At 69.2% G+C, this 15,024-nt stretch carries 17 protein-coding genes; 11 read left to right on the top strand and 6 right to left on the bottom strand.

The window, feature by feature from the left end; translation table 11 throughout:
* The first annotated feature begins 219 nt into the window (after window positions 1–219).
* Together OHT57_RS19985 and OHT57_RS19980 are read left to right on the top strand one after the other, a co-directional pair.
* The gene (locus OHT57_RS19985) at window positions 220–2,574 is read left to right on the top strand and encodes an immune inhibitor A domain-containing protein (RefSeq protein WP_328747820.1); all 2,355 of its coding nucleotides are present in this window, start codon (window positions 220–222) and stop codon (window positions 2,572–2,574) included.
* Between the two features lie 113 nt (window positions 2,575–2,687).
* On the top strand, window positions 2,688–3,032 hold the full coding sequence (locus OHT57_RS19980) for a hypothetical protein (protein WP_328747819.1): 345 nt from the start codon (window positions 2,688–2,690) through the stop codon (window positions 3,030–3,032).
* Between the two features lie 107 nt (window positions 3,033–3,139).
* Here the strand turns inward: OHT57_RS19980 and OHT57_RS19975 are convergent, their stop codons facing one another.
* From OHT57_RS19975 to OHT57_RS19965, 3 genes are read right to left on the bottom strand one after another with little or no spacing between them, the layout of a single operon-like run.
* On the bottom strand, window positions 3,140–3,958 hold the full coding sequence (locus OHT57_RS19975; RefSeq protein ID WP_328747818.1) for an ABC transporter permease: 819 nt from the start codon (window positions 3,956–3,958) through the stop codon (window positions 3,140–3,142).
* Window positions 3,955–4,917: an ATP-binding cassette domain-containing protein gene (locus tag OHT57_RS19970; RefSeq protein ID WP_328747817.1), complete on the bottom strand. Its 963-nt coding sequence runs from the start codon at window positions 4,915–4,917 to the stop codon at window positions 3,955–3,957. The genes OHT57_RS19975 and OHT57_RS19970 overlap by 4 nt, the downstream gene beginning before the upstream one ends.
* A 28-nt stretch (window positions 4,918–4,945) precedes the next feature.
* Entirely contained in the window at window positions 4,946–5,617 is a 672-nt protein-coding gene (locus tag OHT57_RS19965; RefSeq protein ID WP_328747816.1) for a DUF4097 family beta strand repeat-containing protein, read from the bottom strand.
* Between the two features lie 224 nt (window positions 5,618–5,841).
* Here OHT57_RS19965 and OHT57_RS19960 point away from each other — a divergent pair, with 224 nt between their 5' ends.
* Entirely contained in the window at window positions 5,842–6,594 is a 753-nt protein-coding gene (locus tag OHT57_RS19960) for a helix-turn-helix domain-containing protein (protein ID WP_328747815.1), read from the top strand.
* Window positions 6,595–6,709: 115 nt separating this feature from the next.
* Here the strand turns inward: OHT57_RS19960 and OHT57_RS19955 are convergent, their stop codons facing one another.
* On the bottom strand, window positions 6,710–7,297 hold the full coding sequence (locus OHT57_RS19955) for an isochorismatase family protein (protein ID WP_328747813.1): 588 nt from the start codon (window positions 7,295–7,297) through the stop codon (window positions 6,710–6,712).
* Window positions 7,298–7,400: 103 nt separating this feature from the next.
* Window positions 7,401–8,747 (bottom strand): nicotinate phosphoribosyltransferase, encoded by a 1,347-nt coding sequence (locus OHT57_RS19950; RefSeq protein WP_328747812.1) that lies wholly within the window; start codon window positions 8,745–8,747, stop codon window positions 7,401–7,403.
* Window positions 8,748–8,804: 57 nt separating this feature from the next.
* Between OHT57_RS19950 and clpS the strand changes: the two genes are divergently transcribed.
* From clpS to OHT57_RS19915, 7 genes are all read left to right on the top strand, one after another.
* Window positions 8,805–9,122: an ATP-dependent Clp protease adapter ClpS gene (gene clpS / locus OHT57_RS19945; protein WP_030603862.1), complete on the top strand. Its 318-nt coding sequence runs from the start codon at window positions 8,805–8,807 to the stop codon at window positions 9,120–9,122.
* A gap of 12 nt (window positions 9,123–9,134) precedes the next feature.
* Entirely contained in the window at window positions 9,135–9,737 is a 603-nt protein-coding gene (locus tag OHT57_RS19940; protein WP_328747811.1) for a DUF2017 domain-containing protein, read from the top strand.
* A gap of 321 nt (window positions 9,738–10,058) precedes the next feature.
* Window positions 10,059–11,498: an amino acid permease gene (locus tag OHT57_RS19935; protein WP_328747810.1), complete on the top strand. Its 1,440-nt coding sequence runs from the start codon at window positions 10,059–10,061 to the stop codon at window positions 11,496–11,498.
* A 71-nt stretch (window positions 11,499–11,569) separates the two neighbouring features.
* The gene (locus OHT57_RS19930) at window positions 11,570–11,992 is read left to right on the top strand and encodes a M67 family metallopeptidase (RefSeq protein ID WP_328747809.1); all 423 of its coding nucleotides are present in this window, start codon (window positions 11,570–11,572) and stop codon (window positions 11,990–11,992) included.
* Window positions 11,993–12,071: 79 nt separating this feature from the next.
* Window positions 12,072–12,167 carry a putative leader peptide gene (locus tag OHT57_RS19925; RefSeq protein ID WP_020940333.1) on the top strand — a complete coding sequence of 32 codons (96 nt, stop codon included), beginning with the start codon at window positions 12,072–12,074 and terminating at the stop codon, window positions 12,165–12,167.
* 89 nt (window positions 12,168–12,256) lie between these two features.
* A complete protein-coding gene (locus OHT57_RS19920) occupies window positions 12,257–12,535 on the top strand; it encodes a MoaD/ThiS family protein (RefSeq protein ID WP_328747807.1) in 279 nt (92 codons plus the stop codon).
* A 6-nt stretch (window positions 12,536–12,541) separates the two neighbouring features.
* Complete coding sequence (locus OHT57_RS19915) at window positions 12,542–13,492, top strand: PLP-dependent cysteine synthase family protein (RefSeq protein WP_328747805.1); 951 nt, start codon at window positions 12,542–12,544, stop codon at window positions 13,490–13,492.
* Between the two features lie 31 nt (window positions 13,493–13,523).
* On the opposite strand, the gene OHT57_RS19910 is transcribed toward OHT57_RS19915, so the two are convergent.
* Window positions 13,524–13,973 carry a type II toxin-antitoxin system PemK/MazF family toxin gene (locus tag OHT57_RS19910; RefSeq protein ID WP_328747804.1) on the bottom strand — a complete coding sequence of 150 codons (450 nt, stop codon included), beginning with the start codon at window positions 13,971–13,973 and terminating at the stop codon, window positions 13,524–13,526.
* 234 nt (window positions 13,974–14,207) lie between these two features.
* Between OHT57_RS19910 and OHT57_RS19905 the strand changes: the two genes are divergently transcribed.
* On the top strand, window positions 14,208–14,960 hold the full coding sequence (locus OHT57_RS19905; protein ID WP_328747803.1) for an MBL fold metallo-hydrolase: 753 nt from the start codon (window positions 14,208–14,210) through the stop codon (window positions 14,958–14,960).
* The last annotated feature ends 64 nt before the right edge of the window (window positions 14,961–15,024 follow it).

Below are 15,024 nucleotides of genomic sequence, written 5' to 3'. Positions count from 1 at the left end.
GTAAGCGTGACCTAACCAACAGTGCCGGAGCACAGGGGGCGCACGGAGTCATGGCGTCCACCAAGTGGACCTCTGTGCGCGCCTGTCGTGGCGCGGTCACACGTCCGTAATGCGAACACCGGCTCCGTATAATGCAATTGACGCGTCCAAGTCAAGGTCTGTCTTTTCTTCCCAACCTTTAGTCAAATACGGATCACTTGACTAAAGGGAGTGGCTCAAGTGACAGAACGATCCTGGACGTTCAGAACGGCAGCGACGGTGGTCGCCCTCGCGGCGGCTTCCGTCACGTTCTCGACGTTCGCCGTGGCGCAGGCCGCGGACGACAAGTTCGCGGAGACCTCCGCCGTCGACCGGCAGGACCCGCAGCCGGCGAAGGCCAGGGAGCACGACTTCGACGGCCCGCTGACCAAGACCCGGCAGGCGCAGCGCCAGGAGGCGCTCGACCAGGTCATATCCGGCGCCGCCACGGTGAAGAACCGTGACGGCTCCAAAGTGGTCCAGCTCAAGAGCCGCAAGGGCGACAGCAAGTACGTCGAACTCGGCCGCGAGAAGACCGACAAGATCTTCACCATCCTGGTCGAGTTCGGCGACCAGGTCGACCCCCGCTACGGCGGCACGGTCGGCCCGCTGCACAACCGGATAGCCCAGCCCGACCGCACCAAGGACAACAGCACGGCCTGGCAGGCGGACTACAACCAGTCGCACTTCCAGGACCTGTACTTCGGCACCGGCAAGAAGAGCGAGTCGCTGAAGAAGTACTACGAGAAGCAGTCCTCGGGCCGGTACTCGGTCGAGGGCGAGGTCACCGACTGGGTCAAGGTCCCGTACAACGAGGCCCGTTACGGTTCCAACGACGCCACGACCGGCGCCTGGTACGCGGTCCAGGACGGCGTCAACGCCTGGGTCGCCGACCGCGAGGCCGCCGGCGACACGGCCGCCGAAATCAGCGCGGAACTGGCCCAGTTCGACCAGTGGGACCGCTACGACTTCGACGGCGACGGCAACTTCAACGAGCCCGACGGCTACATCGACCACTTCCAGATCGTGCACGCCGGCGAGGACGAGTCCGCGGGCGGCGGCGCGCAGGGCGAGGACGCCATCTGGGCGCACCGTTGGTACGCCTTCGGCACCGACGCCGGCTCCACCGGCCCCTCCGCCAACAAGCTCGGCGGCACCCAGATCGGCGACACCGGCATCTGGGTCGGCGACTACACCATCCAGCCGGAGAACGGCGGCCTGGGCGTCTTCGCCCACGAGTACGGCCACGACCTCGGCCTGCCCGACGAGTACGACACCTCCGGCGGCGGCGAGAACTCCACCGGCTTCTGGACGTTGATGTCCTCCGGCTCCTGGCTCGGCACCGGCAAGCAGTCGATCGGCGACCTGCCGGGCGACATGAACGCCTGGGACAAGCTCCAACTGGGCTGGCTCGACTACGACGTGGCCAACGCGGGCAAGCGCTCCAACCACAAGCTGGGCGTCGCGGAGTACAACACCAAGAACGCGCAGGCCCTCGTGGTCCAGCTGCCCCAGAAGACGGTCACCACCCCGGTGGTCACCCCGGCCCAGGGCACGACCCAGTGGTGGAGCGGCAGCGGCAACGACCTGCGCAACACCCTGAGCCGTTCGGTCGACCTGACCGGCAAGGCGTCGGCGGCACTGACCCTCGACGGCTGGTGGGACACCGAGCAGGACTACGACTACCTCTACACCGAGGTCTCCACCGACGGCTCCAACTGGACGCCGATCGACGGCACTCTGGCCGACGGCACCGCCATCCCGAAGGACGGCAGCGGCAAGCCCGCCCTCACCGGCACGGTGGACGCCTACCAGAAGCTGACCTTCCCGCTGAACGCCTACGCGGGCCAGAAGATCCAGCTCCGCTTCCGCTACGCCACCGACGGCGGCGTGGCCCAGAAGGGCTTCACGGCCGACGAGATCACGGTGACCGCCGACGGCGCGACCCTGTTCTCCGACAACGCCGAGACAGCGGACGCCGCTTGGACCGCGACCGGCTTCTCCCGCATCGGCGCGTCCATCACGGACAACTACGCGCAGTACTACCTCGCCGAGAACCGCCAGTACGTGTCCTACGACAAGGTGTTGAAGGTCGGCCCCTACAACTACGGCTTCTCGACGACCCGTCCGGACTGGGTGGAGCACTACGCCTACCAGAACGGCCTGTTGATCTGGAAGTGGGACACCTCCCAGGCCGACGACAACACCAGCCAGCACCCGGGCGAGGGCCTGATCCTGCCGATCGACTCCCACCCGACCGCGCTGAAGTGGTCCGACGGCACGCTGATGCGCAACCGCATCCAGGCCTACGACTCCACCTTCAGCTGGTACCCGACGGACGCGATCACGCTCCACAACGCCGACGTCGCGAAGAAGATCAAGTCGCAGCCGGGCGTCCCGGTCTTCGACGACCGGCGGTCGACGTACTACGACACGTCGAACCCGCTCGCCGGTGTCAAGATCACTGACACCAACACCCGGATCGTGATCGTCAAGGAGCCGCTGAACGGCCAGACAGTCACGCTCCAGGTCGGACCTTCGGCCAAGAAGAAGTAAAAACGCAGGTCAAAAGCGTATCGGCGGCAACCCCTGGCGGGTTGCCGCCGATCGTGTTTAGGTGCGTCCTATGGCTTTCTTATTGACACCGACGCCCACGGGGGTGTGACTGCATGGCCGCAGGAGGTTTCTGCAAGCTGCCGAACGGCATGGTGGTGGTGGCACTGAACCTGCCCCGCCCGCCCACCGACGGCTGCGGCAGCGTGCGGGTGCTCGTGCACTCCCACAACCGGGCGCGCGCCCTGACCAGGCTGCGCAACCTGGGCCTGCGCGCGGTGTACCTGCGGGGCAACGCCGAGCCGCCGAGCCCGGACGAGATCACCGCCGTACTGCACCACCCGGACGGCCTGATATGGCGTACGGCCCCCGACAACGCTGTCGTGAGCGGTCCCGAGCTGGCCCAGGAGCTGTGGCACCCGATCAGGAGCCTGCTGAGGCGCCCGACGGCCCCGGCGTAGACGGCACCCGGCCCAGCCGGACAGGGCGGCGCACTCCGACGAGGTGTCGGTGTACGCCGCCCTGCGGTGGGACGGGGTGCGGGAGCCGGCCCGCGCTGTCACGGCGGCTACTTCGGATCCTGGTCGAACCTCGACGCCGACCAGCGGTACCCGAGCACCGCGAGGCCCAGGCACCAGGCGACGGCGAGCCAGCCGTTGTTGCCGATCTCGGTGCCGAGCAGCAGACCGCGCAGGGTCTCGATGGCCGGCGTGAAGGGCTGGTACTCCGCGATCGGCTGGAACCAGCCCGGCATCGCGTCGACCGGGACGAACGTACTGGAGATGAGCGGCAGGAAGATCAGCGGCATGGCGTTGTTGCTCGCAGCCTCGGCATTGGGGCTGACCAGCCCCATTCCGACCGCGATCCAGGTGAGCGCGGTGGCGAAGAGCACCAGCAGGCCGAACGCCGCGAGCCACTCCAGGGCGGTGGCGTCGGTGGAGCGGAAACCGATGGCGACGCCGACGGCCCCCACCAGGACCACGCTCACGACCGACTGGAGGACACTGCCGACGACGTGCCCGACGAGCACCGAACCGCGGTGGATCGCCATCGTCCGGAAGCGGGCGATGATGCCCTCGGACATGTCGGTGGAGACGGACACCGCCGTCCCGATGGTGGTCGAGCCGATGGTCATCAGCAGGAGCCCCGGGACCAGATACGCGACGTACGCCGAGCGGTCGGCGCCGCCGCCCCCGATCCCGGCGCTCATGGTGTCGCCGAAGACGTAGACGAAGAGCAGCAACAGCATGACCGGCGTGAGCAGCAGGTTCAGCGTCAGGGAGGGGTAGCGCCGGGCGTGCAGGAGGTTGCGGCGCAGCATCGTCGACGAATCGCGTACGGCGAGGGAGATCCGGGTCGGGCGGGCGGGAGTCAGGGGGGAGCTCATCGGACGGTCTCCTTGCTCGGGTCGGGGACGTCGGCGCTGCCCGTGAGGGCGAAGAACACGTCGTCGAGGTCGGGGGTGTGCACGGTCAGCTCGTCGGCCTCGACGCCGGCCGCGTCGAGGCGGTCGAGGAGGGCGCGCAGCTCGCGCTGGGTGCCGTCGCCGGGGATTCGCAACGACAGCGACTCGTCGTCCCGGGCGACGTCACCGAGCGCGGCGGCGGCGCCCCGGTAGTCGTCCGGATCGGTGAAACGGAGCCTCACGTGGCCGCCGGGGACGAGCCGCTTCAGCTCCTCCGCGGTGCCCTCGGCGGCGATCCGCCCGTTGTGGAGCACGGCGATCCGGTCGGCGAGCTCGTCGGCCTCGTCCAGGTACTGGGTGGTGAGGAAGACGGTGACGCCGTCGGAGACCAGTTCCCGGATGATCTGCCACATGGTGTGCCGGGAGCGCGGGTCGAGGCCGGTGGTCGGTTCGTCGAGGAAGATGATCCGCGGGCTGCCCACCAGGGTCATGGCGATGTCGAGGCGGCGCTTCATGCCCCCGGAGTAGGTGGAGGCGGGCTTCTTCGCCGCCTCGGTGAGGTCGAACCGCTCCAGCAGTTCGGCGGTGACCTTCCGGCCTTCGCGCTTGGAGAGGTGGTGCAGGTCGGCCATGAGGAGCATGTTCTCCTCGCCGGTGATGAGTCCGTCCACGGCGGAGAACTGCCCGGTGACCCCGATCGCGGCACGCACGGCCTGCGGGTCGGCGACCAGGTCGTGGCCGCCGATGTGGATGCCGCCGGTGCCCCGGTCGGCGGAGACGAGGGTGGAGAGGATCTTGACGACGGTGGTCTTGCCGGCACCGTTCGGGCCGAGCAGGGAGAAGATCGTTCCTTCCGGGACGGCCAGGTCGACGCCGTCCAGGACGGTCCTGTCGCCGTAGGACTTGCGCAGCCCGTTCGCCGCGATGGCCAGGTCGGTCATGAGGGGTGCTCCTCCTGAGAAGTGGGTGTCAGAGGCTGCGTGCGGTGATGTCGCCGTGCGTGGTGGTGGCGCGGATGTGCAGGTCGGCGGCGGGGCCGTCGCTGTTCCGGAGGGTGTTGTCGATACGGCCGTAGCCGGTGCCGGCGTCGAGGGTGGCGGAGGTTCCCCGGGCGGTGGCGACCGAGATGGAGCCCATCTGCGTGGTCAGTTCGACCGCGCCGCGTACGGCCTCGGTGACGCGGATGTCGCCCTTCTGTGTGGTGATCCGGGCGGGTCCGGTCAGGCGGCCGACCGTGATGTCGCTGTCGGCGGCGGTGAGCTCGATGCCGGCGGCCTCGTCGATCTTGACCGGGCCGTGTGCGCCCTTGAAGGCGACGTCGCCGAGGCGTCCGACGGCCCGGAACCCGGCGGCGGCCGTGGTGGCCTCCACATGCGAGCCGGACGGGACCTGGACGGTGACCTCGACGGATCCGGAGTTGCCGAGGATCCGGTTCGCCGGGGCCGGAGCGGTGACCCTGAGGACGCCGTCGTCGTAGGCGACCGCGATCTGCTCCGCGGCCCGCACGTCGCGGCTCTTGCCGGGGTCGACGGGCAGCACCTGGACCGTGGTGTCGGTGCGGTCGGCGGCGATGACCTGGATACGGCCGGCGGGGAGGTCGAGGACGGCGGTGACCGGGGTGGTGGTGTCGAACTTCTGCATCATGCTCTCCTGTGCTCGTCGCTGTTTCCGATGAGGGAAAAGCTACGTTGCGTTCACGGTTCAGGCAACAAGCTTGTTGCATTCCAGTGGCATCGATGCAGGTCAGATGGTCAATTTCATTGCAACGAACCAGAAGGTAACGCAACGTCAGGAGTTATTTCGTTGCAATAGTCAGAAGGTGAACGCTATGCTGGAGACCCCACGCACCACGTAAGGAGACCGCGATGCCGGGAGGCAGGCTCACCCAGCAGGCACGTCAGCAGATCGCGCTGGGACTGGCGGACGGCCTCGCCTACGCCGAGATCGCCCGGCGCCTGGACCGCCCGACCTCGACCATCACGCGCGAGGTCATGCGCAACGGCGGCCCCACCGCCTACCGCGCCGACCTCGCCCACCGCGCCACCGAACGCCGCGCCCACCGCCGCAGGCAGTCCATGCCCCGGGGGACGGACGCGCCGCCGCAGGCCCACGGCCGTGACGCCGAGGCCGTGCGCGAGTACGAGGAGACGATGACCACCGTCTTCATGCAGTCCGGCATGCCCAAGATGACGGCCCGGGTGATGGCCTGCCTCATCCTCAGCGACGCGGGCAGCCTCACCGCGTCCGAACTCGTCCAGAGCCTTCGGGTCAGCCCGGCGTCCGTCTCCAAAGCCGTCGCGTTCCTCGAAAGCCAGGACCTGGTCCGCCGGGATCGCGACGAGCGCCGCCGGGATCTCTACGTCGTCGACAACGACGTCATGTACGAGTCGATGATGGCCAGCGCCCGGTCCACCGCCCAGGTCGCCGAGACCGCGCGCCAGGGCGTCGGCGTCCTCGGCTCGGGCACCCCGGCCGCCACCCGCCTGGAGAACATGGCCCGCTTCCTCGACTTCGTCTCCGAGAGCATCGCCCGCGCCGCGGACCAGGCCCGCGACATCCTCCACACGAAACCCGAAACACCCTGGCCCACTCCGGCCGAGCCGACCACGTACCACTGACCAGCGGCCCACACCGGCGGTCTACGGGTTGCCCGCCGGCCGCGGTCCACGGGTCTCGCCGTCAGGCGTCTCCGGCGGCTCTACGGCTGGACCACCGCCCTGGACCACCCGCCCCCTAGACCACCGGCTTCCCGGACAGTTCCACGCCCGCCTCGCGCAGTTCCTCCAGCGCCCGCTCGGTCGTTCCCTCGGCGACCCCGGCGGTCAGGTCCAGCAGCACCTGCGTGCGGAAACCCTCCCGCGCCGCGTCCAGAGCCGTGGCGCGTACGCAGTGGTCCGTGGCGATCCCGACCACGTCCACCTCCGACACGTTCCGCGCCCGCAGCCAGTCGGCCAGCGTCACGCCGTTCTCGTCGGCGCCCTCGAACCCGCTGTAGGCGGCCGCGTAGGCCCCCTTGTCGAACACGGCGTCGACCGCCCCGGAGGCCACGGCCGGCGCGAAGTTCGGGTGGAACCCCACTCCCTCCGTACCGGCGACGCAGTGCGCGGGCCAGGAGTGCGCGAAGTCCGGGTTGTCGGCGAAGTGGCCGCCGGGCGCGATGTGGTGGTCGCGGGTGGCCACCACATGCTGGTAGCCGGAGCCCGCCGCCTGCCCGATCAGCTCCGTGACGGCGGCGGCCACATCGGCACCCCCGGCCACCGCGAGACTGCCCCCTTCGCAGAAGTCGTTCTGCACGTCAACGACGATCAAGGCGCGGCGCATGGTGGTGTCCTTCGACGGCGGTCCCCCGACTCCTGTGAACCCGGGGGAGGGTGAACTTACGAGCCTAGAGACTTCGACGGCACTGCGGGAGGGCGCACCCGCATTAGCTACCCGGGCGCCCCTGTGCGTACTCCGTCGGAATGACCGGCTCTCCGCGCGACAACTGGGTTGCCGACAACGGCAGGTTGGCCCGCGCGGCCGCATGCCGGTCCCGTACGACGTCCAGCGCTTCCCGTGCGACGACCTCGCCACCCTTGACCAGCTCGACGAGCAGCTGCCGGTCCGCGAGCGCGGGCGGAACCGGTCCCGTGCCCACCACCTCGGCCTCCGCGACCCCGTCCGCGTCCAGCCGCCGTGCCGCCCACTTGCGGCCGCCGACCGAGGTCTTGCCCCCGGACGACTTCTTCGCGACCGGGATCAGCGGCGCCTTCGGGTCGTCGGACTCGGCGCGCGCGACCAGCTTGTAGACCATGGAGGCGGTCGGATGCCCGGACCCGGTCACCAGCTGGGTGCCGACGCCGTACGCGTCCACCGGGGCCACGGCCAGCGAGGCGATGGCGTACTCGTCGAGGTCGGAGGTGACGATGATCCGCGTCCTCTTCGCGCCCAGCTCGTCCAGCTGCTGCCGCACCCGGTGCGCGACGAGGAGCAGGTCGCCGGAGTCGATGCGCACGGCCCCCAGCTCGGGCCCGGCGACCTCCACGGCCGTACGGACGGCTTCGGTGACGTCGTAGGTGTCCACGAGCAGTGTGGTGTTGCGGCCCAGCGAGTCGACCTGGGCCTGGAAGGCGTCCCGCTCCTGGTCGTGCAGCAGGGTGAAGGCGTGGGCGGAGGTGCCCACCGTGGGGATGCCGTAGCGGAAGCCGGCGGCGAGGTCGGAGGTGGTGGCGAAACCGCCGACGTAGGCGGCGCGGGCGGCGGCCACCGCGGACAGCTCGTGGGTGCGGCGCGCGCCCATCTCGATCAGCGGCCGGTCGCCCGCGGCCGAGGACATCCGGGAGGCGGCCGCGGCTATCGCGGAGTCGTGGTTGAGGATCGACAGGATCACGGTCTCCAGGAGCACGCACTCGGCGAAGGAGCCCTCCACCCGCATGATCGGCGAGCCCGGGAAGTACACCTCGCCCTCCGGATAGCCCCAGATGTCACCGCGGAAGCGGTAGGAGGCCAGCCAGTCCAGGGTCTCCTCGTCGACGATGCCCCGCTCGCGGAGGAAGGCGAGGACGTCCGCGTCGAAACGGAAGTTCTCCACCGCGTCCAGCACCCGGCCGGTGCCCGCGACGACGCCGTAGCGCCGCCCCTCCGGGAGCCGCCGGGTGAAGACCTCGAACACGCTGTGCCGCTCGGCGGTACCCGCCTTCAGCGCGGCCTGAAGCATCGTGAGCTCGTACTGGTCCGTGAAGAGCGCCGTCGAGGGAACGTCCACCGGCAGCCCAAGATCTGCTGTGTTCATGAGGGGCATGCTACCCCCGTTCGCGTCAGTGTGACGATTTGTGCTGTGCGTGGCAGCATGGGCCGTGTGACGTCACCCGCTCCCGTAGAGATCGAACGCACCGAGTCGGCGGAAGAGGTCTTCGCCGTACCCGAGCCGGACGTCCCCTGGGTCACGATCGTGCACAACGACCCCGTCAACCTCATGAGCTACGTGACCTACGTCTTCCAGACGTACTTCGGCTACACGAAGGACAAGGCCACCAAGCTCATGATGGACGTCCACCACAAGGGCCGGGCGGTCGTCTCCAGCGGCAGTCGCGAGGAGATGGAACGCGATGTGCAGGCCATGCACGGATACGGCCTGTGGGCCACCCTCCAGCAGGACCGGAAGTAGCGATATCCACTGATGCCCGGACACTTCGAACCGCTTCCCGGCGGCGGCGCGGCCGTCGCCCTCGACGACGTCGAGATCTCCATCATCCGGTCGCTGGCCGTCCAGCTCCTGGAGCTCATCGGGCCCGGGCCCGCCGAGGACGCCTCCGACGACCCGCTCGCCGAGCTCTTCGCGGACGGCCCCACCGAGCCGCCCTCCGATCCCGTGCTGCGGCGCCTGTTCCCGGACGCCTACGGCGACCCCGAGGGCGCCCCGCAGGCCAAGGAGGCCGAGGAACAGCGGGAGTACTCCGCGGAGTTCCGCCGCTACACCGAGAACGACCTGCGCACCGGCAAGCGCGAAAGCGCCCTCGTGGTGATCCGCTCCCTGGACGCGCTGCACTCCGCCGGCGACGGCGGGGCGGTCCTCAAGCTGTCCACCGGTGAGTCCCAGAAGTGGCTCGGCGCCCTCAACGACCTGCGCCTGGCGATCGGCTCCCGCCTCGACATCACCGACGAGGAGGACACCGACCTCCTCTACCGACTGCCGGACGAGGACCCGCGCAAGCCGATGGTGATGGCGTACCTCTGGCTGGGCGGCCTCCAGGAGACCCTCGTGACCACCCTTATGCCGTGAGATGTGACGGTTTTGTGTTCGCTCAGAGAGCGCTCAAATCGGGATAACGATCACGTCACCGCGCTCACGGCATTCGCGTTTTCCGGACGCCGTTTGTCCGCTTCTTCCTGTGTCCTGCGCCACATTCCGCCCGGGTGATCAACGGTACGGCCGTGATAAATCTGCACGACCGCCCGGCGAACACCACCCGCATGTTCGGCCGGGTGCGCCACCGAGCCGACGACCGTCGGCCAGGCACCACTCCATCAATCCGGGGGGATCGAACCCGATCCGAGGCCGACGAGAGGCCCGGTTCGGAATGGAGAAAGGCGCACCACAGACATGACCTCCGCTCAGGTCGACACAGGCTCGGACCCGGAGAAGACGTCCGAAGAGGGATACGAGCGCGGACTCGGCAGCCGCCAGGTCCAGATGATCGCGATCGGCGGCGCCATCGGCGTCGGCCTCTTCCTCGGCGCCGGCGCGAACATCGCCAAGGCCGGCCCCAGCCTCATCCTCATGTACGCCCTCGCCGGCGTGATCGTCTTCTTCATCATGCGGGCGCTCGGTGAGCTCCTGCTCTACCGCCCGGTCTCGGGCTCCTTCGCCGAGTACTCCCGTGAGTTCCTCGGCCCGTTCTTCGGCTACTTCACCGGCTGGACGTACTGGCTGATGTGGGTCGTCACCGGCATGGCCGAGCTCACGGCCGCCGCGATCTACGTCAACTACTGGTTCCCCCACATACCGCAGTGGGTGACCGCGCTGACCTTCCTGGTGGTCCTCTTCGGGGTCAACCTGATCTCGGTGAAGGTCTTCGGCGAGCTCGAGTTCTGGTTCTCGATGGTCAAGGTCACCGCCCTGATCGGCATGATCGTCATCGGCCTCGGCGTCCTCACCTTCGGCTTCAGCTCGGCCGGCGACACCGCCGCCGTCTCCAACCTGTGGGCCTTCGACGGCTTCTTCCCCAAGGGCGTCGGCTCGTCCCTGATGACCCTGCAGGGCGTCATGTTCGCCTACCTCGCCGTCGAGCTCGTCGGCGTCACCGCGGGCGAGTCCGAGAACCCGGAGAAAACCCTCCCCAAGGCGATCAACACCCTGCCGTGGCGGATCGCGCTGTTCTACGTCGGCGCGCTCACCGTCATCCTCTGCGTGGTGAAGTGGACCGAGTTCGCCCCGGGCGTCTCGCCGTTCGTCGAGGCCTTCGCGAAGATCGGCATCCCGGCGGGCGCCGGCATCGTCAACTTCGTCGTCCTCACCGCGGCCCTGTCCTCCTGCAACTCCGGCATGTACTCCACCGGGCGCATGCTGCGGAACCTCGCCGAGCGCCGTGAGGCCCCGGCGGTCTTCAGGAAGCTGTCGTCCACGAAGGCGCCCGCCTTCGGCGTCACGGTCTCCGTCCTCTTCATGGGCATCGGCGTGGTCCTCAACTACGTCGTCCCCGAGAAGGCCTTCGGCTACGTGACCTCGGTGGCCACCGCGGCGGGCATCTGGACCTGGCTGATGATCCTGGTCAGCCACGTCCTGTACCGCCGCGCGGTGGACGCGGGCCGGCTGCCGGCCTCCTCCTTCCCGGCGCCGGGCGGCTCGGTGTGCTCGTACATCGCGATCGTCTTCCTGCTCTTCGTGACCTGCCTGATCGCCTACGACGCGGACGCCAGGATCTGCCTGTACGTGATGGCCGGCTGGGCCGCCGCGCTCGGCATCGGCTGGGCCGTCCTGAAGTCCCGCAACCCCGGGATCACGGACCGCCAGGACCCGGAGTTCGAGAAGGTCGCCGGCTAGAGAAGTCCAGCATGTGGGCCGCCGCGTACCGTTCCCCGGTACGCGGCGGCCCTCTGCTTATCCTTTTCGGCATGCTGACCATCACCCAGGCACTCGTCGACCAGATCGTCGCGCACGCGCGCAAGGACCACCCCGACGAGGCGTGCGGAGTCGTCGCGGGTCCGGAGAAGTCGGACCGCCCCGAGCGCTTCATCCCCATGCTCAACGCGGCCATGTCGCCGACGTTCTACGAGTTCGACTCCGGCGACCTGCTCAGGCTCTACCGCGAGATGGACGACCGCGACGAGGAACCGGTGGTCATCTACCACTCCCACACCGCGACCGAGGCCCACCCGTCCCGGACCGACATCTCCTACGCCAACGAGCCCGGCGCCCACTACGTCCTGGTGTCCACGGCGGACACCGACGGCCTCGGGGACTTCCAGTTCCGCTCGTTCCGGATCGTGGAAGGCGTGGTTACGGAGGAGGAGGTCACGGTCGTCGAGGCCTACTGATCTCGCGATCCGGTCGGAAACCATCCAGCATCCGAGATCACACTCCGGGACCCGGGCCGGGAATCGATACGATGAGCCCATGGTTCTGAACGACGTGAGCGAGAAGACGCCGGGCATCCTGCTCGTGGCGCGGCTGCACGTCGACCTGTGCAGGCTGAACAGCGCCATCTGTTGACCTTCCCTGCCGCCGTACGGCCGTGAGCCGCGGCGTGCGTTCGTCGTGCGCCCACCGACCAGACCACTTTCCGACAGGAGCCCGCCACCATGGCCATCGAGGTCCGCATCCCGACCATCCTCCGCACCTACACCGACGGCCAGAAGGCGGTGGAGGGCAACGGGACCACGCTCGCCGAGCTCTTCACCGACCTCGAGACCCGGCACGCGGGCGTCCAGGCCCGCATCGTGGACAACGGCGAGCTGCGCCGCTTCGTCAACGTCTACCTCAACGACGAGGACGTCCGCTTCCTCGACGGCATCAACACCAAGCTCACCGACGGCGACAACGTCACGATCCTGCCGGCCGTGGCCGGCGGCATGGCCTGATCGTCGATGCGTTACGACTCCCCGCTGGCCGCGGTGGGCAACACCCCCCTGGTGCGTCTGCCGCGGCTCTCGCCGTCCGCCGACGTCCGCGTCTGGGCGAAGCTGGAGGACCGGAACCCCACCGGCTCGGTCAAGGACCGCCCCGCCCTGCACATGATCGAGCAGGCGGAGAAGGACGGCCGCCTGACCCCCGGCTGCACGATCCTCGAACCCACCTCCGGCAACACCGGCATCTCGCTCGCCATGGCAGCCCGCCTCAAGGGCTACCGGATCGTGTGCGTGATGCCCGAGAACACCTCGCGCGAGCGCCGGGACCTGCTCGCCATGTGGGGCGCGGAGATCATCTCGTCCCCCGCCGCGGGCGGCTCCAACACCGCCGTACGGGTCGCCAAGGAGCTCTCCGCCGAGCACCCCGACTGGGTGATGCTCTACCAGTACGGCAACCCGGACAACGCCGGCGCCCACTACGCGACCACGGGCCCGGAGATCCTCGCCGACCTCCCCTCCATCACCCACTTCGTCGCGGGCCTCGGCACCACCGGCACCCTGATGGGCGTCGGCCGCTACCTCCGCGAGCACCGGCCGAACATCAAGATCGTCGCCGCCGAACCGCGCTACGACGACCTGGTGTACGGGCTCCGGAACCTGGACGAGGGCTTCGTACCGGAGCTGTACGACGCCTCCGTCCTCACCACCCGCTTCTCGGTCGGCTCCGCCGACGCGGTCACCCGCACCCGCGAACTCCTCCAGCAGGAGGGCATCTTCGCGGGCGTCTCCACGGGCGCCGCCCTGCACGCGGCGATCGGCGTCGGCAACAAGGCGGTGAAGGCGGGGGAGTCCGCCGACATCGTCTTCGTCGTGGCCGACGGCGGCTGGAAGTACCTCTCGACGGGCGTCTACACGGCGGCCACCACGGAGGAAGCGATCGAGACGCTCCAGGGCCAGCTCTGGGCGTGACCCGGCTCGCAGGGCCGGCTCTGGGCGTGAGCTAACTCGCCAGGTGACGGACCTGGTCCCACAGGACCGGGTCCACCACACCCGCCCGCCGCCGGAAGTCCCCCACCGGCACCTGGCGCAGCTCGTCCGTCTCCAGGAAACTGGCCCGCCCCTGCGCGTCGCCCACCGAACCCGGCGGCAGCGGGATCACCCCGGCCCGCTCGTCGTGGTACTTGCTGGTGATCTTCGCGACCGTCGCCCGCCGCCCGCGCACCGCGAGCACCAGACAGGGGCGGTCCTTGGCGCCCGGCCCGTCCTCGAACGGCACGTTCGCCCACCAGATCTCCGCGGGCCGCGGCCGAGGCCCGGTACGCCCGGCCGGCCGAGTCGTACGGTCCGTACGCCCCCGGGGCCGATGCCCCCGTCCCCACCCGTCCACGAGCGTCGCGACCAGCGCGAGCAACACCACCGCCGCGAGCGCGAGCCACCAGGACGTGTCCATGAGGACGACGTTACCGGCGCGCGATCAGCCCCGCGCGCCCTCTGCGCAAGCCGTAAGCCTGCTCACACTTCTCCCGCGCCCCCGGACCAGCCGAACCGGTGACACCACAGGTGAGTTCGCCCACAACAGCCCTGGGCGGAGGAGCGACCAGAGGTTTTGCGCCTTACGCTCGACGAACCGCACGACCCCCGTTCTCCTTCCCAGAAAAGTCCCGCCCGCGGAGGTTTCTTTTTTATGAAGCTCACCGTCGTCGGCTGCTCGGGGTCGTTCCCGTCCGCGGAATCGGCCTGCTCGAGCTACCTCATCGAGGCCGACGGCTTCCGGCTGCTTCTCGACATGGGCAACGGTGCCCTCGGCGAGCTGCAGCGCCACTGCGGTCTCTACGACCTCGACGCGATCTTCCTCAGCCATCTGCACGCCGACCACTGCATCGACATGTGCGCGTACTTCGTCGCGCGCTACTACCGCCACGACGGCGGCCGCTGCGACCCCATCCCGGTCTACGGCCCCGAAGGCACCGAACACCGCCTCACCACGGCCTACGCCGACACCCCCACCGCCTCCTCGATGAGCGAGGTCTTCGACTTCCACACGGTCAAGCCGTCCACCTTCGACATCGGCCCCTTCACGGTCCACACCGAGCGAGTGGCCCACCCCGTGGAGGCGTACGGCATCCGCGTCGAGCACGGCGGCACCTCCCTGACCTACTCCGGCGACACCGGCCTGAGCCCCGCCCTGACCCAACTCGCCCGCGACACCGACCTGTTCCTGTGCGAGGCGGCCTTCACGCACGGCAAGGAGAACATCCCCGACCTGCACCTCAACGGCCGCGAGGCGGGTGAGACGGCGACCCGGGCAGGCGCCCGCCGCCTGGTCCTCACCCACATCCCCCCGTGGACCGACCCCCAGGTCAACCTCGCCGACGCCCGCGCGGTGTTCGACGGCCCGGTGTCCCTGGCGACGCCGAGGCAGTCGTACGACATCTAGCCCGAGGCACGACGAAGGCCCCCGGAGAGGTTCAGGACTCCGGGGGCCTTCGACGTTCCCTCAA

It is taken from the genome of Streptomyces sp. NBC_00285 (assembly GCF_036174265.1).
Lineage (GTDB): Bacteria > Actinomycetota > Actinomycetes > Streptomycetales > Streptomycetaceae > Streptomyces.
The sequence above is the reverse complement of the archived record's forward strand: the minus strand, read 5'-3'. Positions and strand labels throughout refer to the sequence as shown.

What these genes read in the sequence shown, in the direction of transcription:
- OHT57_RS19925 (WP_020940333.1), top strand. Translation starts at nt 12,072, where the DNA reads ATGGTTCTGAACGACGTGAGCGAGAAGACGCCGGGCATCCTGCTCGTG.
- OHT57_RS19975 (WP_328747818.1), bottom strand. Translation starts at nt 3,958, where the DNA reads ATGAGCTCCCCCCTGACTCCCGCCCGCCCGACCCGGATCTCCCTCGCC.
- clpS (WP_030603862.1), top strand. Translation starts at nt 8,805, where the DNA reads ATGGGCCGTGTGACGTCACCCGCTCCCGTAGAGATCGAACGCACCGAG.
- OHT57_RS19955 (WP_328747813.1), bottom strand. Translation starts at nt 7,297, where the DNA reads ATGCGCCGCGCCTTGATCGTCGTTGACGTGCAGAACGACTTCTGCGAA.
- OHT57_RS19935 (WP_328747810.1), top strand. Translation starts at nt 10,059, where the DNA reads ATGACCTCCGCTCAGGTCGACACAGGCTCGGACCCGGAGAAGACGTCC.
- OHT57_RS19980 (WP_328747819.1), top strand. Translation starts at nt 2,688, where the DNA reads ATGGCCGCAGGAGGTTTCTGCAAGCTGCCGAACGGCATGGTGGTGGTG.
- OHT57_RS19940 (WP_328747811.1), top strand. Translation starts at nt 9,135, where the DNA reads ATGCCCGGACACTTCGAACCGCTTCCCGGCGGCGGCGCGGCCGTCGCC.
- OHT57_RS19950 (WP_328747812.1), bottom strand. Translation starts at nt 8,747, where the DNA reads ATGAACACAGCAGATCTTGGGCTGCCGGTGGACGTTCCCTCGACGGCG.
- OHT57_RS19905 (WP_328747803.1), top strand. Translation starts at nt 14,208, where the DNA reads ATGAAGCTCACCGTCGTCGGCTGCTCGGGGTCGTTCCCGTCCGCGGAA.
- OHT57_RS19915 (WP_328747805.1), top strand. Translation starts at nt 12,542, where the DNA reads ATGCGTTACGACTCCCCGCTGGCCGCGGTGGGCAACACCCCCCTGGTG.
- OHT57_RS19960 (WP_328747815.1), top strand. Translation starts at nt 5,842, where the DNA reads ATGCCGGGAGGCAGGCTCACCCAGCAGGCACGTCAGCAGATCGCGCTG.
- OHT57_RS19930 (WP_328747809.1), top strand. Translation starts at nt 11,570, where the DNA reads ATGCTGACCATCACCCAGGCACTCGTCGACCAGATCGTCGCGCACGCG.
- OHT57_RS19970 (WP_328747817.1), bottom strand. Translation starts at nt 4,917, where the DNA reads ATGACCGACCTGGCCATCGCGGCGAACGGGCTGCGCAAGTCCTACGGC.
- OHT57_RS19910 (WP_328747804.1), bottom strand. Translation starts at nt 13,973, where the DNA reads ATGGACACGTCCTGGTGGCTCGCGCTCGCGGCGGTGGTGTTGCTCGCG.
- OHT57_RS19920 (WP_328747807.1), top strand. Translation starts at nt 12,257, where the DNA reads ATGGCCATCGAGGTCCGCATCCCGACCATCCTCCGCACCTACACCGAC.
- OHT57_RS19965 (WP_328747816.1), bottom strand. Translation starts at nt 5,617, where the DNA reads ATGCAGAAGTTCGACACCACCACCCCGGTCACCGCCGTCCTCGACCTC.